This is a genomic window from Asanoa siamensis (assembly GCF_016862555.1).
Taxonomy (GTDB): Bacteria; Actinomycetota; Actinomycetes; order Mycobacteriales; family Micromonosporaceae; genus Asanoa; species Asanoa siamensis.
On the sequence record NZ_BONE01000127.1, the window covers coordinates 1 to 15,309 of the forward strand.

The following is a 15,309-nucleotide window of genomic DNA, read 5'->3' on the forward strand; positions in this document are numbered from 1 at the left end:
CGTCGGGCGTCGGGCGTCGGGCGTCGGGCGTCGGGCGTCGGGCGTCGGGCGTCGGGCGTCGGGCGTCGGGCGTCGGGCGTCGGGCGTCGGAGGATGAGCGCAAGGCGCTCGGCCCTGCGGCGACTTACCGCGTCGTGTAGAGCGCGCGAGAATGCTGGAAGGCCATCCGGCCAAGCTTCACTGTTCGTCGCGGACCCGGCCGGCAGCCGCACGTATTCGGCGGCCGACGACCGCGGTCGGAAACGTCCTGGCCAGGGATTCGGACGATGACCGCGGGTGTTGGGTTGCGGTTCCGTTGGCCGCGGAGCGGTCAGTGGTGTGGGACCGTGCGGTCCATCCAGCCGTCGCCGTTGTCGTCGTGCATGGTTTTTTCGAAGAAGCCGTCGTTGTTCTTGTCGTAGTCCGCCGAGTTGACCAGGCCGTCCGCGTCCGTGTCGTGGCCTATGAAGTCGATGCGGCCGTCGCGGTCCTTGTCGACCAGGATGTCTACGCCGCCGTCGGCGCGGCCCAGGAGCACGTGTTTGTCCCAATCGCCGTCGCCGTCGACGTCGACTCGCGTGCGGTAGCCGTCCGGCGGGGCCGTGGCGATCGGCTCCTTCGGCCCCAGGCCCAGGGCGCCGTCCGCGGTCGGTGCCGGGCCCAGGCCCGACGTGCCCTCCGCGGTCATAGGCGCGTGGCCCAGGCCGTCCACACCGGCCGGTGGCGTGTCCCGCAGGCCCGCGCCGATCTCGTCGCCGAAACCCGACAGGCCGCCCATGCCGCCGTGGGTGCCTTCGGCCTGTGCGTACGGGCCGAAGCTCGAACCGTCGTGCCCACCCGGGCCGAACCCCGCCTGGCCCCCGGACACGGCGTGCATGCCCGTGGCCGCCGCGTGCCCCACCCCCGAGGGGCCCGTGCCCGCGTAACCGCCGTCGGCCAGCAGGCCGCCCAGCGAACCCAGCAGACCGAACGTGCTCGACTGGTTGGCCCGCGTCTCCACCGCATGCTCCGTGAACGCGTCGCCGCCGACCTGGGTGTGCAGGAGCGCGATCTCGTCGTCGCTCAACGAGTAGCTGGCCAGGGCCAAGCCTGGGTCGTGCGCGAGGGCGCTGGCGAACGCCGGGTCCACGACCAGTCGTTCCAGCACCTCGTCGAAGTCACTCATCGCCCCGGCCCCTCCCATCGACGCGCTCCTACCGTAGCCCCGTCAGTCGAGCTCCGGCATCGGCACCGGCTGGGGGCGCGGGCGACAGGTGCCGCACTGTACGGCGTCCTCGACCACCAGGCCCTCGGCGCGGCCGCGGGTCTCCGAGCGGTGCACCTCCAGCAGGAACGGGCCGAACCGGGCGTGGTCCTCGCACACCCCGCGCCCGCAGAACCGACACGAACCCCGCGCCGACTTAGGACAGAACCAACAGAGCACGTGCTCTCCTCAACCGATGATCTGGGTGCATTGATCCAAGGGAACCGTGATCGTCACCGGTTCTGACTGCTGCTGGGCACCATCGACCACGACGACCCGGATGGTGACCGCGAAGCGGCCCGTCGCGGACTCCCTCGTGTACGGCACCACGACCTCACCGCTGAAGGTGTTGCCCTTGCCGCTGAGCGAGAAGTCGCCGCCCTGCTCGAGTTGGGAGATCGACCACGAGCCGCTACCGGACTGGGCATCCTCGTCGTCCACGGCGACAGTGACGGTCGTGGAGGCGCTGCCGCCGCACGGCCCGCCCATCGGGTTGGGATCCGCGCTCACGCGGACGATCACCGGAGGATCGTTCGGCGGCGGCTCTTCGGTCTCCGACGGCGTCGGTGACGGCGTCCGGGTCGGGGTCGGGTTGGGCTGACCGCCCGGCGGTGGGTTGCCGCCCGGTGGGTTGCCGCCCGCCGGCGGGTTGCCGCCGTTGTCGTCGTCATCGTCGTCGTCCGGGTCCGCCGGCGGCGTCGGGGTCGCGCTCGGCGTCACCGTCGGCGACGGAAGCTCGGTCGGCGTCGGCTCGTCGCTCGGCGTCGGCTCCGCGGTGGGACCGGCCGGACGCGGCACCTCGCGACCGTCACCGCAGTCGAGCGGTGCGGCGGTCGCCGGCTGCGCGTCGCCGTCGACCAGCACCTGGCCGGTCGAGACGACGCTGCCGCCGCCGGCGCTGACGCGGTACCAGGCCTCGCCGTCGTTGCGCAGGCGCGTACCCGTGGCGTCCAACGACAGATCCAGCGGCAGGAACGTGCCGCTCGTGCTCGCCGTGTCGACCAGCACCCGGCCGTCGGCCAGCGTCAGCGACCCGTGCGGCTCGGTGCGCCGAGATCCAGAGCTCCACAGCGGACCCAGCGTGACCCCACTACCGGCGCACAGGACGGTCACCGAGCCGCCGCGGAAGGTCAGGCTCGCCGTCGAGCGGTCGCGCACGTGCACCCGGTCGCCCTCGGCCACGTAGATCTCCCCGCCCTCGGCCAGCTTCACCGGGCGGCCGTTCACGGACACGTCCGCGGTGCCGCGGGTGGTCGAGAGCAGCACCCGGTCGGCGGGCATCTCGGCCCACGCCGGCCCGGGCAGGAAGTTGGTCGCGGTCAGCAGCAGCGCGAGCAGCAGGAGCAGCGCTGTCAGCCACCACAACCGCCGCTCGAACCGCCCGTCCACGGTCTCGTCGATCACCGGCGGCGGGCCGGGCGGGGCGGCCAGCGGCGGATACCCGGTCGTCGGGTGCACGCCGACCAGCGGCGCGGCGCCGGCCGCCGAGGCGACGACCGCGGGGTCGGCGCCGAGCAGCAGCGGCACGCCGGGCAGGGCGGGCACGGTCCACAAACGGGTGGGCGTACGCGCGGTCGCCACGGTGCCGCCGGGACCCTCCCCGATCGGCCCGATCAGCGTGCCGCGCCGCAACTCGGTGCCGTCCGGCAGCACGACCGACCCCGACTCCACGACCACGGCGTCGGTGGCGCCCAGGAGGGTGACCGGGTCGCCGGGCGCCAGCATCTGGGGCCGGGCCGCGGAGACCAGCCCCATCCGGTCCTCGGCGCTCAGCGACTGCAGGGCGGGCGCCTCGGCGAACAGCCGGTCGGCCTGGTCCCACTCGGCCGGCGGTGGCCCGGGCACCGGGCCGATGGCACGGGACACCGCCGACGGCGGCACGGACAGCAGCGTGGTGCCCGCGGTGTGCCACGACAGCGCGGCCGGCGCCCCGCTCAGCGCGCTCGCGAGCCCGACCACGCCGCCGGCGCCGAGGCGCTGGCGCACCAGGCCGGACGGGTCGTCGGGGCGGCGGCCCTCGACGGCGCCGTCGACCACGACGTAGACGGCGCGTTGGGCGGCACCGGCGACGACCAACTGCTGGCCGGTACGGGGACGGACCCAGGCCGCGACGCTCGCCAGGTCGGCCAGCGCGCCGCCCGGGAGCCGGCCGAGGGCGGAGGAGCGCAGCGCGTCGAGCCGGCGTGGCCCGTCGAGATCACGGCGGCGCAGTTCCAGCCGGCGGCGCACCGCGCGGACCCGCCCGGCGGCCCAACCGAAGGCGAGGTAGACCAGCGGCGCGGCCAGGCCGCAGATGACGGCGACCAGCAGGATCCGCGCCGGCCAGCCCGACCGCCACAGGCCGATGGTCAGGCCGGCGACCCGGTCGGTCCAGATGCGCCAGCCGAGGTTGACCGCGATCGCGACCCAGAGCACGGCAACGGTGCCGTAGAGCGCGACCAGCCGGCCCTCACGGTCCAGCTCGGACCAGCGCGGCGGCCGGCGGCGCAGCCGGCTGACCACGTACGTGAGGCCCCGCGCCCGCAGGTTCGGGATCTCCAGCCAGTCCATCAGCAGGTAGTAGCCGTCGAGCGCGAGGAACGGGTTGAGGTTGAACAGCGCGTTGAGGTACCACGCGAAGGCGAGCTTGAACGTCCACGGCGCGGCCTCGGGCACGAGCACCCCGACGAGCCCGGCGAGGCCGGCCAGCACGAGGCCGGCGGCGGGACCCGCCGCGGTGGTTGTCATCCGGGCGCGCCGGCCCGCCATCCACACGTCGGTGGTGTCGACGAAGACCGACGGGATGCCGAAGTAGACGAGGAAGCCCGCGGCCGGCACCCGCCGGCCGGCGTGCTTGGTGGCCAGCGCGTGCCCCAGCTCGTGGCAGGCCAGGGCGAGCACGTTGAGCCCGAGCAGCACGGCGGCGCCGACCGCGTACGAGCCGCCCGTCAGGAAGACCGACTCCTCGCCGTGCCACCAGGTCCAGGCGAACGCGGCCAGGCCGGCCACGGCGACGACGCCGAGCAGCGCGACGACGACCTTGTGGAACAGCAGCCGCCCGCCGGCCCGGTAGAGGAAGCCGACCAGCGGGTCGATGTCGGCGACGACGGTGCGCCGGCCCTGCGCGAACGCCAGCAGGGTCCGGCCGAGCCGCAGCGGCCACGGCCGGCGGTGCACCCGGGCCAGCGGGCGGAACGCGTCGACCGGCAGCTCGGCGAGCATCCGGTTGGCCGCGAGGTCGGCGACGACCCGGGTGACCTGGTCGGGAGCGAGCCGGCCACCGATCCGGGCGAACTCCGCGACGAGCCGGGCGACCGTACGCGTGCCGTCCATCAACGTGGCGAGCTGCCACTCCTCGGGCGTGAGCCGCAGGTAGCAGGCCCCACCACGGTCGTCGGGCGAGCGGAGCATCACGTACGGCACACCGCGCACCGAGACGAGCTCGACCTGCTCGATGCCGGGCCGCAGCACCGGCCGTGCCCGCGCCGGGTTCAGCCGCTCGACGACGGCCGCCCACATGCCGGGGTCGTGCGGGCCGACCGGCTGCCCGGGCGCCCGCCCGGCCAGCGCCTCCCACACACTCACCCGGGTCTCGACGACCGTCACGGTGCCCGCCACCCTCCGCTAATCCACCGGGAAGGCAGAGTAGGCGCGTCCATCGATCCAGTTCGACACCGCGTCCGCTACCCGACAGCGGCGCGTACGAAGCGTTGATCGGCCGTCACACAGCGGCAGAAATGGGCGGTGGCGGGTGCCACGACCAACCCCCGAGGGCCGTGTCACCCGCCACCATTTGGGAGGAGGACCGTTGCCGCGGGTCGCGCGGATCTCGATCCCTGGTGTGCGCGTATCTAGGAGTTAAGACGCTTCGGTGAGCGTCACGGTTGCGGTGTTCGACGAACCGTTCCGGGTGAAGTTCAGCTGCACCTGGTCACCGACCTTGCGCGACTGCACCGCGGCCACCAGCTCGTCGGAGGTGTTGATCTTCTGTCCGCCGAAGCTGGTCACCACGTCGCCCTGCTGGAGGCCGGCCTTGGCGGCCGCGCTGTTCGGGGTGACGGCCGAGATGATCGCGCCGTTGCCGTTCTCCTGGTCGGAGACCTGCACGCCGAGCGCGGCGTGCGAGACCTTCTCACCGTTGCGCAGCGCGTTGGCGACCTGCTCGGCCTTGAGGCTGGGGATCGCGAAACCGACGCCGATGCTGCCGTTGCCCTGGCCCGAGGTGGCGATCGCGGTGTTGATGCCGATCACCTCACCGTTGGTGTTGACCAGCGCGCCACCCGAGTTGCCGGGGTTGATGGGCGCGTCGGTCTGCAGCAGGCCGGACAGCGAGGTCGCGGTCGGCTGCTGGTTGCTGCCGCCGCCGAACGGGTTCTCCGGCTGCTGCTGCTCGGACTGGGTGCGGATCGTGCGGTCCTTGGCGCTGATGATGCCGGCCGTCACCGAGCCCTGCAGGCCCAGCGGGCTGCCCAGGGCGAGCACGGTGTCGCCGACCTGCACGGCCGCGCTGTCACCGAACTTCGCCGCGCTCAGCCCCGAGACGCCGGTGGCCTTGACGACCGCGAGGTCGCTCTTGGGGTCGGTGCCGACGATGGTCGCGTTGGCCGACTTGCCGTCGTCGAAGACGACCTTGACGGTGTCGCTGCCGGCGCTGGCCACGACGTGGTTGTTGGTCAGCACGTAGCCGTCGGCGGTGAGCACCACGCCGGAGCCCTCGCCGGTGCCGGTGGAGACGGAGACGATGCTCGGCTCCACCTTCTGCGCGATCTCGGCGAGCGACGACCGGTTGATCACCGGCGCGGCGGCCGCCCGGGACCGGGCGTTGTCGTTGTCGTTGCTCTGCAGCGCGGCGCCGATCACGCCGCCGAGCAGACCGGCACCGAGCAGCAGGACCAGCGCGACCACGACCCCGGCGACCCACCGGCCGGCCCGGTTCGGGCCGCGGGGGCCGGGCACGTGCTGCTGCCAGGGCGGCTGCGACGGCGGAAGGCCGCCGGGCCCATGGGGAGCGCCGCCGGCCCAGGGCTGCTGCGTCTGGCCGGGCGCCGCGGGGTAGCCGCCCTGGCCGTAACCGGCGGTCGGAGCCGGATAGCTGTAGTGCGGGTAGCTCGACTGCGGGTGAGCAGGCTGCCACGGGCTGCTGGGCTGAGCCGACACCGGGGTGCCGCTGACCGGCTGGGGGTGGGTGGGGACGCTGGGCTGCTGGGCCGTCGGCTGGTCGGCGCCCGCGGGACGCTCGGCATCCGACCCTATGCCCCGATCAGCCTCGTGCCGGGGGTCGTTTTCGTGCTCGGTCATGCCGTTTACCTTTCCCCACCGCTCTGCGTCCCGCCTGGTGCCGGGCTGAGCGTTGTCTGAGAGTGCCCGTTCGAACCCGCGCCGTCGCCGTCCTCGTCGGGACCGTCCGGCTCGTCGTGGTCGTCGCCGCCGGCCAGCAGCGGCAGCCGGACCCGGAACGTCGAACCCTTGCCCGGCACGCTGTCGACCTCGACCGTGCCGCCGTGCGCGCGGACCAGCGCCGCGACGATGGCGAGCCCGAGGCCGGTGCTGTTGGCCTCGCGGTCGCGCCGCCGGGCGGCGTCGGCCCGGTAGAACCGCTCGAAGACGCGTTCGGCCTGCTCCGGCGGGAGGCCCTGGCCGGTGTCGACCACCTCGACGATCGCGGAGCTGCCGTCGGAGCGGAGCCGGACGGTGATCCGGGCGTCCCGCGGCGTGTGGATGATCGCGTTGGTCAGCAGGTTGCCCAGCACCTGGCGGAGCCGGGCGTCGTCGGCCCGCACCACCAGCAGCCCGGCCCGCGGCGCGACCTCGATCGAGATGTCGCGCTCGGGCGCCATCGCCTGGGCCGCCTGCACCGCCTCGCTGGCCAGCACGCGCAGCTCGACCGGCGAGAGCGACAACGGTCGTTCCCGGTCGAGGCGGGCGAGCAGCAACAGGTCTTCCACGAGAAGGCCCATCCTGGCCGCCTCGTCCTCGATGCGACGGACCAGCCGTGCGGTGTCGTCGGGCGACCCCGCCGCGCCCTGCCGGTACAGCTCGGCGAAGCCACGGATCGTCGTCAACGGCGTACGCAGCTCATGGGACGCGTCCGCGACGAACTGCCGCATCCGCTCCTCGGAGCGCAACGCCCGCGCCTCGGACGCCTGGGCGGAGAACGCCGCGTCGCGGGCGGCCGCCTCCGACTCGGCCCGGGCGGCGAACGCGGTCTCGATCTGGGTGAGCATCGTGTTCAGCGCGCGCGACAACCGGCCCAGCTCGGTCTTGGGTTCGTCGGCGCCGGGCTCCGGATCGGGTACGCGTTGGCTGAGGTCACCGGCCGCGATGGCGACCGTGGTGCGTTCGATCTGCCGCAACGGTTTGAGGTTGCTGCGGACTATGGCGGCGCCCAGCGTGGCCAGCACGATCAGCACCGTGCCGCCGGCCAGCCCGTCGATCCAGAGCAGCTGTTTGACGGTGTGGTCGACGTCGGCCAGGTTGAAGCCCACCACGACGATCGCGGAGCTGTCCTGCGGCTGCTGCATCAGCACCCGCCAGCGCGCCTGGCTGCCGATCGCCTGCACCGTGAACGGGTCGCTCTGGTGCTGCCGCATCGCCTGCTGGAGGCCGGTGTAGTTCTGCGGCAGGTCGGGCCCGTCGGGCGTGAAGAGCTGGCTCGGCCGGCTGCTCAGGTCGGTCAGCGTCGGCTGCGCGGGGGTCGACGCGACCGCGAACGCGTTGTCGCCGACCGCGAACTGGATGTTGTCGCGGATCAGCGCCTGCACGTTGTTGTTGAGGCTGCGCAGGTTGCCGTCGACCTGGTCGAGCAGGTAGTTGCGCAGGAAGAAGGTGCTGGCCGCCCCGATCACCAGCAGGGCGGCCGTCACCAGCGCCAGCACGGCGGCGACGAGCTTGACGCGCAGCGGGGTACGCCGCAGGGGGGCCAACACGGGCGGCCCCTAGGCCGCCGGCTTGCGCAGGACGTATCCGACGCCGCGCAGGGTGTGGATCAGCCGTGGCTGACCGTTGTCGATCTTGCGGCGGAGATAGGAGATGTAGCTCTCCACGATGTTGTCGTCGCCGCGGAAGTCGTAGTTCCACACGTGGTCGAGGATCTGCGCCTTGGACAGCACCCGGTTGGCGTTGAGCATCAGGTAGCGCAGCAGCTTGAACTCGGTGGGGGAAAGCTGGACCCGCTGGCCGGCGCGGTAGACCTCGTGGGTCTCCTCGTCGAGCTCGAGGTCGGCGAAGGTGAGCCGGGAGGCGCTCTGGTCGCCGGCGGTGGTGCGGCGCAGCACGGCCCGGATGCGGGCGGTCAGCTCCTCGAGGCTGAACGGCTTGGTGACGTAGTCGTCGCCGCCGAGGGTGAGGCCGCGGATCTTGTCGTCGGTGGCGTCGCGGGCGGTCAGGAACACCACAGGCGTACGGGTGCCCCCCTCGCGCATCAGCCTTATCACCTCGAAGCCGTCGAGGTCGGGCAGCATCACGTCGAGCACGACCAGGTCGGGCCGGCGGTCCTTGGCCGCGCTGACGGCGGAGCTGCCGCTCGTCGCGGTGCTCACCTCGAAACCCGCGAACTTGAGGCTGGCGGAGAGCAGCTCGAGGATGTTGGGGTCGTCCTCGACGACAAGCAGGCGTGCCTCGGTCTGTGGTGCGGCCATGACACCCATCATTGCCCCGCCCGCTGTGGCGGTGCTGGATTAAAGCTGAAAGTCCGCTGTGCGTGACCCAGGCCTCACCGCTGGAGCCGCCGGAGGCCTTCGAGCACGCCGTCGAGCAGCCGGGAGGCCGTGCGGAGCTGGTCGTCGCTGAACCGCCCACGGCGGACGATCGCCCGCACCTCGTCGGTGAACGCCACGAGCCGCTGGTCGAACTCGTCCCGGACGCCCGGCTCGGCACCGTGGCCGCCGAGCTGGACGTCGAACACCCAGGACGTGCCGCGCCGGGTCTGCTTCGTGGCCTCGCGCAGCTCACGCTTCAGGTCGCGGGCCGAACCCCGTACCTCCGCCTGGATCTCGGCCGCCAGCTCGCTGACCGACTTGTTGATGTCGCGCTCGAGCTCGGCCAGCTCACCGGCCCGGGCGCGCAGCTCGGCCCGGCCGGTCTCGGAGATCGAGTAGGTCTTCCGGCCACCGGCGGCCGTGTGGGTGACCAGGCCCTCGCTCTCCATCCGGGCGAGCCGCGGATAGATCGTGCCGGCGCTGGGCGCGTAGGTGCCGTGGAACCGGTCGGCGAGCAGCCGGATCAGCTCGTAGCCGTGCTTCGGGCCGCCGTCGAGCAGCTTGAGCAGATAAAGGCGCAACCGCCCGTGGCTGAACACGGCCGTCATTCCGGCGTCTCCCCTTCGTCGTCGACCGGACGGGCCAGCAACGCGATGCTGCCGGAAACGGTCGTCGCCCAGAGTTTGCCGGTTCCGCGCCCGAGCACGCCGCGACTGTCCTGCCGCGCGCCGTGCCGCTGCCGCGACACCTGGGGGAACGCGCTGGTGATCTGGCCTGACTGGGTGTGCAGGTCGACCGTGAGGTCGGCGTCCTGGCGGACCCGCACGGTGACGCTGCCGGACGTGGTGCGCAGGCGGAGCTCGCGGTGGTGCGGGTTGTCGAGATCACACGTGACCGCGCCGGACACCGTCGTCATCTCGACCCGGTCGGCCGCGCTGTCCGCGAGGACCAACTCGCCGCTGACGGTCTTGAGGCTGAGGTCGCCGTCGACACCGAGCGCCTCGACCGGGCCGGAGACGACCTTGGCCCGGGTGCGGCCGCCCAGGCCCATCAGCGTCACCTGGCCGGAGGTCAGATCGACCTCGGTGTCCTCGCGCAGGCCCGCGGCCACCACGTTGCCGTCGACGAGCCGCAGGTAGGCCGCGGTCGTGCGGGGCACGCCGATCGAGACCTCGACCCGGAACCGGCGGCGGAGCTGCCCGAGCCACCACAACACCGCCGGAAAACGGGGCAACCGGTTGTGCCGGACCACGAGGGTACGGTCGACCACCTCGACGATCACCGGCGCGCGGCCGGCCCGGGTGACGTCGACCCGCGCCGGGCCGTCATCGCCGACGAGGTTGATCCGGCCGGAGACCAGGTTGACGTCGACCCGGTCGATCTGCGCGTCGACCGCGATCTGCCGCGGCTCCTCGACGATCCAGCGGTTGGACACGCGACACCTCCCAAGTGCCGCTTGAGCATATCGCGATGTATCGCGTCATGCCAGCGGCGCTCGGGGGCGGTGCGACTAGGCGGCCAGCGCCAACGGGACGGGGACGACGGTCTCGTCGAGGTCGATGTCGAGGTCGACCGCCGGGACCGGGACGAACACCGGGGTGCCGACGGCGGCCTGGGCCACCCGGGCCAGCGCCCGGCGGGACGCCTGCGGCTCGGGGTGGAGGGCCGGCGCGACGGCGACCGACGCGACCGGCTTCGGCAGGGCCAGCACCCGGCGCACGGAGGCCCACAGGGTCTCGTCGCCGATGAACGAGGCCGCCGGGCCGCCGTACCGCAGGGTCACCGGAACGACCGTGGCGCCCGCGTCGATCGCGGCCTGGAACATCGCCGGGCGGAACGTGCCGACCGACGCGCCGCACCCGGTGGTGCCCTCCGGGAAGACCGTGACCACGCCACCGGCGCGCAGCGTGGCGGCCACGTCGGCAACGGTGTCGGGCAGCGTCCTCGGCCTGGCCCGGTCGATGAAGATCGTGCCGCCGGACGCGGCCAGCGCGCCGAACAGCGGCCAGCGCTTGACCTCGACCTTGGCCAGCATGCGGCCCGGGGCGACCGCGAGCAGCGTGACGATGTCCAGCCAGGAGACGTGGTTGGCCACCACGAGCGCCTTGCCGCGCGGCGGGCGGCCCCGCAAACGCAGCTTCATGCCGAGCGCGGCCAGCGTGAGCCGGCCCCAGAAGCGGCCGGCCCGGTCCAGGCCCTTGCGGGTGAGCAGCGGCAGGATCGGCACCAGGAGCGCGCCGACGAAGACCGCACCCAGCAGCCGGACGAACCGCAGCGCTTGCAGCGCCTTCGGCGCCACCCGCGGTTCCTCGCCGGTCAGCAGGCAGTCGTTGCCGCAGTCGTTCTGCGGCCGCCAGAGGCTCATTCCTGGACCCCCAGGAAGTGCCGCCGGTAGCGCGGGTCGATCCGGTCCGTCGAGAGCAGGATGTAGAGGTCCGCGCAGTCGAAGTCCGGGTCGTACGCCGGCTCGCCGCAGACCCACGCGCCCAGCCGCAGGTAACCGCGCAGCAGCGGCGGCATCGCGTTGCTTGACGCCGCCTTGGCCGGCTGGATCTGCCACGGGTTGCGCGGGGTGACCCGCATCCGCGGCGGCGAGATGTGCTTGGTGCGCACCCGCTCCCAGACCGCGGCGGCCATGTCGCCGCCGTCGTCCAGCGGGATCGACGCGCAGCCGCCCAGCCACCGCTTGTTGTGCAGGTGCAGGTAGCGGGCGATGCCGGCCCACATCAGGTTGATCACCGCACCCGACCGGTGCTCCGGCGCCACGCACGACCGACCGGTCTCGACCAGGGCGTCGCGCAGGGGGTCGAGCGCGGACAGGTCGAACTCGGTGTCGCCGTAGCGGCGGGTCGCGCGCCCGGGCAACAGCATCCGGTAGGTGCCGACGATCGCGCCCGACTTGTCGTCGCGGACGATCAGGTGGTCACAGGCGTCGTCGAACTCGTCGACGTCGTGCCCCGGGACCGTGGTGTGCAGCGTGGCGCCAAGCTCCTCGGCGAACACCTGGTAGCGCAGCCGTTGAGCGGCGGCCACCTGCTTCGCGTCGTCCGCGATCAGCAGGGTGTAGCCGCCGGTCCTGGTCAGGAGGTCCATGCGTTCTGTGTAAGTGTGCCGGCTATTACCCGCGTGTCGGCGAACAGGTGCGCGGATGTCGATTGCGTGAACGCCGGACCTCGGCGCACTTTGTGGGAAGGTGTGCAGGTGGACAGCCGTTCGATGATCATCGCGAGCCGGTTCAACGGTCCGCCGGGCACCGGCAACGGTGGATATTCGGCGGGTACGTTCGCCGCGCTGGTCGGCGGCGGGATCCCCGAGGTCACTCTCGTCAAGCCGCCGCCGCTCGACGTGCCGCTGGCCGCCGGTGAGGGCGGGGTGGTCGATCCCGACGGCCAGGTGATCGCGGCGGTGCGCGCGGTGGCGCCCTTCGATGCGCTGGCACCGCGGGTGACGCTGGACGCGGCGGCCGAGGCGTCGACCCGGTACGCCGGTTTCGCCGACCACCCGTTCCCCACCTGCTACGTCTGCGGGCCGGAGCGTCCCGACGGGTTGCGGGTGTTTCCCGGGCCGGTCGACGACGTGGTCGCGGCGCCGTTCCGGGCGCCGGCCGAGGTGACCACGGAGACGGTCTGGGCGGCCCTGGACTGCCCGGGCGGCTGGTCCGTGCTCTCCCCGGGCCGGGCTTACGTGCTGGGCCGGATGGCCGCGATGGTCACCGAGCTACCGGCACCGGGCAGCGAGTCCGTCGTGGTCGGTCGGCTCGCCTCCACCGAGGGCCGCAAGGCGGCCGTGCACAGTGCGCTCTACACGCCATCGGGCCGGTTGTTGGCACACGCCCGGGCCACGTGGGTCGCGGTTTAAGGACAGCGAAACGTCACAACCCGCCGGTATGGTGTGCGGCGACGCCATCCCGGGGGGAGGAACAGAGATGTCCGACGGCCAGATCGTGGTCTCCGGTCTCACCAAGCGATACAAGAACCTGCTGGCGGTCGACGGTCTCTCGTTCACCGTCCAGCCGGGTCGGGTCACGGGTTTCCTGGGGCCCAACGGCGCGGGCAAGACGACCACGCTGCGGATGTTGCTCAACCTCGTCACTCCGACGGCGGGCACCGCGACCATCGGCGGCCGGCGCTACGCCGACCTCGCCGACCCGATGCGTACGGTCGGCGCCGTCCTCGAAGCCTCCAGCGCCCACCGGGGCCGCACCGGCCGCAACCACCTCCGGGTGCTCTGCGCCGCCGCCGGCCTGCCCACCCACCGCGCCGACGACGTGCTCGAGCTGGTCGGCCTGACGCCGGCGGCCAAGCGCAAGTTCAAGGGCTACTCCCTCGGCATGCGCCAGCGGCTCGGCATCGCCGCCGCCATGCTCGGCGACCCGCGGGTGCTGATGCTCGACGAGCCGGCCAACGGCCTCGACCCCGAGGGCATCCGCTGGATGCGCGGGTTCCTGCAGAGCCTGGCCCAGCAGGGCCGCACCGTGCTGGTCTCGAGCCACCTGCTGTCCGAGATGGAGCTGCTCGCCGACGACGTCGTGATCATCGCGGCTGGCAAGCTGATCCGGCAGGGTCCGGTCGGCGAGGTCCTCGCCTCGATGACCACCACCGCGCACGTGCGGGTCCGCACGCCGCAGGTCGACGCGCTGACCGCCGCGCTCAGCGGCCTCCCGGGCGCCGGCGTGACCGCGCGGCCCGACGGCACGCTGCTCGTGACGGGCGTCGAGGCGCCCGCGATCGGCAAGGCGGCGCTGGCCGGCGGCGTCGAGCTGCACGAGCTCACGCCCGAGCGGCCCGACCTCGAGGGCGTGTTCCTGGAGCTCACGGCCGGAAAGGCGGGCATCCGATGAGGCTGGTCAAGGCCGAGGTCGTCAAGCTGCTGACGACCAACACCTGGTGGCTGTTCGCGCTCGGCGCGTTCGTCACCTGGATGGCCACGTTCGCGCTCAACGCCACGGTCGCGCACTTCACGATGGGTGCCTCCACGCCCGAGGGCGCCTCCGCCGAGGACGCGGCCAACCTGGCCGTCGTCGGCGACCAGATCTACCAGGCCGCCAACCTCTACACCTCGGGCCAGCTCTTCGGCCTGCTGTTCGTCGTGCTGCTCGGCATCGTGATGGTGACCAGCGAGTTCTACCACCAGACGGTGACCTCGACGTTCCTCACGACCCCGCACCGCACTGCCGTGATCAGCGCCAAGCTGATCGTCGCGGGCTTCGCCGGCCTGCTGTTCTGGGTGGTCACCACCGGGCTCAACATCCCGGCGACGATGATCTTCCTCCAGGCCGAGAACCTACCGACCCACCTCGGCGACGCCGACGTGCTGCGGGCGATCCTGCTCAACGGCCTGGCCTACGTGCTGTGGGGCATCTTCGGCGTGGGCATCGGCGTGCTGATCCGCAGCCAGGTCGCGGCGACGGTCACCGCGGTGCTGGCCTACCTGCTCGGCACCGCCCTGATCGGGGTGCTGTTCACCCTGCTGGCGGGCTGGCTCGACCAGGACTGGATCGAGAAGATCCAATACGGTCTGCCCTCGGTCGCGTCGAGCCTGATGGTCGCGGGCCGCAACCTGCCCAACCAACCCGACTACTGGGTCGGCGCGGTCGTCCTGATCGTCTGGGCGGTCGTCACCGGCACGATCGGCACCCTCATCACGCGGAAGCGCGACATCTCCTGACTGCCTAACGGTCTCGGGCGTTTTAACCTGTGAGACGTGACACGGACGGACGTCGCCGACGGCCGTCCATGTCGCGCGGCGTAGCCTTGGAAATGTCTTCTCACACATACACACAGCGCGCGGAAGAGGCGATTACCGGCCGTGTCGAGCCAGCAGACATCCGATAACCCACTGGCGGGTTTCGGCCCCAATGAGTGGATTGTCGACGAGATGTACCAGCGCTATCTCGCGGATCCGACGAGCGTAGACCCGGCGTGGCACGACTTCTTCGCCGACTACCGGCCAGAGAGCGACGGCGCCTCGCCCACGCAGGCCGCCGCGGCGACGGCCCAGCAGAGCGCCGCCCGCGCCGGCACGGATGCCCCCGGTGCCGCTTCCTCGCCGGAGCCGCGGGCGACCCCCGCCAAGCCGGCCACGTCAACCGCGAAGAGTGACGGCAAGGTGCAAACCCCCACGAAGGCCCCGGCCCAGCCCCGTCCGGCCGCCCCCGCCAAGACCGCCGCCGCGCCCGCCAAAGCCGCCCCGGCGAAGGCCGCGCCCGCCGCGGACGTGAAGGCCGCCGAGACCACCACGCTGCGCGGCGTGGCCGCCAAGATCGTCCAGAACATGGACGCCTCCCTGGCCGTGCCGACCGCCACCAGCGTCCGGGCGGTCCCCGCGAAGCTCCTGGTCGACAACCGCATCGTGATCAACAACCACCTGGCCCGCGGCCGCGGTGGCAAGGTCAGCTTCACCCACCTGATC

14 protein-coding genes are annotated in these 15,309 nt (G+C 72.6%); 4 read left to right on the forward strand and 10 right to left on the reverse strand.

All coding sequences use genetic code 11. The features are described 5' to 3' along the window. Positions 1-310 precede the first annotated feature (310 nt). The 10 genes from Asi02nite_RS38930 to Asi02nite_RS38975 all read right to left on the reverse strand — a co-directional run bounded on the left by Asi02nite_RS38930 (position 311) and on the right by Asi02nite_RS38975 (position 11,991). The gene (locus Asi02nite_RS38930) at positions 311-1,144 is read right to left on the reverse strand and encodes a hypothetical protein (RefSeq protein ID WP_203719073.1); all 834 of its coding nucleotides are present in this window, start codon (positions 1,142-1,144) and stop codon (positions 311-313) included. 42 nt (positions 1,145-1,186) lie between these two features. Next, positions 1,187-1,342, reverse strand: coding sequence for a hypothetical protein (locus Asi02nite_RS38935; protein ID WP_239090744.1), 156 nt, complete (start codon positions 1,340-1,342; stop codon positions 1,187-1,189). 69 nt (positions 1,343-1,411) lie between these two features. Further along, complete coding sequence (locus tag Asi02nite_RS38940) at positions 1,412-4,807, reverse strand: cyclic nucleotide-binding protein (RefSeq protein WP_203719074.1); 3,396 nt, start codon at positions 4,805-4,807, stop codon at positions 1,412-1,414. A 252-nt stretch (positions 4,808-5,059) separates the two neighbouring features. After that, positions 5,060-6,499, reverse strand: a complete 1,440-nt coding sequence (locus Asi02nite_RS38945) for a trypsin-like peptidase domain-containing protein (RefSeq protein WP_203719075.1) — start codon at positions 6,497-6,499, stop codon at positions 5,060-5,062. Positions 6,500-6,504: 5 nt separating this feature from the next. Next, entirely contained in the window at positions 6,505-8,127 is a 1,623-nt protein-coding gene (locus Asi02nite_RS38950) for a sensor histidine kinase (RefSeq protein WP_203719076.1), read from the reverse strand. Positions 8,128-8,136: 9 nt separating this feature from the next. Continuing rightward, the gene (locus Asi02nite_RS38955) at positions 8,137-8,838 is read right to left on the reverse strand and encodes a response regulator transcription factor (protein ID WP_203719077.1); all 702 of its coding nucleotides are present in this window, start codon (positions 8,836-8,838) and stop codon (positions 8,137-8,139) included. Positions 8,839-8,912: 74 nt separating this feature from the next. Continuing rightward, positions 8,913-9,506, reverse strand: coding sequence for a PadR family transcriptional regulator (locus tag Asi02nite_RS38960; protein WP_203719078.1), 594 nt, complete (start codon positions 9,504-9,506; stop codon positions 8,913-8,915). Further along, positions 9,503-10,333: a DUF4097 family beta strand repeat-containing protein gene (locus tag Asi02nite_RS38965; RefSeq protein WP_203719079.1), complete on the reverse strand. Its 831-nt coding sequence runs from the start codon at positions 10,331-10,333 to the stop codon at positions 9,503-9,505. Before Asi02nite_RS38965 ends, Asi02nite_RS38960 begins: the two co-directional genes overlap by 4 nt. 75 nt (positions 10,334-10,408) lie before the next feature. After that, complete coding sequence (locus Asi02nite_RS38970; RefSeq protein WP_203719080.1) at positions 10,409-11,263, reverse strand: lysophospholipid acyltransferase family protein; 855 nt, start codon at positions 11,261-11,263, stop codon at positions 10,409-10,411. Beyond that, positions 11,260-11,991, reverse strand: coding sequence for a GNAT family N-acetyltransferase (locus Asi02nite_RS38975; protein ID WP_203719081.1), 732 nt, complete (start codon positions 11,989-11,991; stop codon positions 11,260-11,262). Before Asi02nite_RS38975 ends, Asi02nite_RS38970 begins: the two co-directional genes overlap by 4 nt. Positions 11,992-12,114: 123 nt before the next feature. Between Asi02nite_RS38975 and Asi02nite_RS38980 the strand changes: the two genes are divergently transcribed. The 4 genes from Asi02nite_RS38980 to Asi02nite_RS38995 form a co-directional block, all read left to right on the forward strand. Continuing rightward, the gene (locus Asi02nite_RS38980) at positions 12,115-12,756 is read left to right on the forward strand and encodes a hypothetical protein (protein ID WP_203719084.1); all 642 of its coding nucleotides are present in this window, start codon (positions 12,115-12,117) and stop codon (positions 12,754-12,756) included. Positions 12,757-12,823: 67 nt separating this feature from the next. Beyond that, positions 12,824-13,738, forward strand: a complete 915-nt coding sequence (locus tag Asi02nite_RS38985) for an ABC transporter ATP-binding protein (protein ID WP_203719082.1) — start codon at positions 12,824-12,826, stop codon at positions 13,736-13,738. Then, the gene (locus tag Asi02nite_RS38990; protein WP_203719083.1) at positions 13,735-14,565 is read left to right on the forward strand and encodes an ABC transporter permease subunit; all 831 of its coding nucleotides are present in this window, start codon (positions 13,735-13,737) and stop codon (positions 14,563-14,565) included. Before Asi02nite_RS38985 ends, Asi02nite_RS38990 begins: the two co-directional genes overlap by 4 nt. A 141-nt stretch (positions 14,566-14,706) precedes the next feature. Next, a partial coding sequence (locus Asi02nite_RS38995) for a 2-oxoglutarate dehydrogenase E1 subunit family protein (protein WP_444541786.1) occupies positions 14,707-15,309 on the forward strand: 603 nt, incomplete at its 3' end.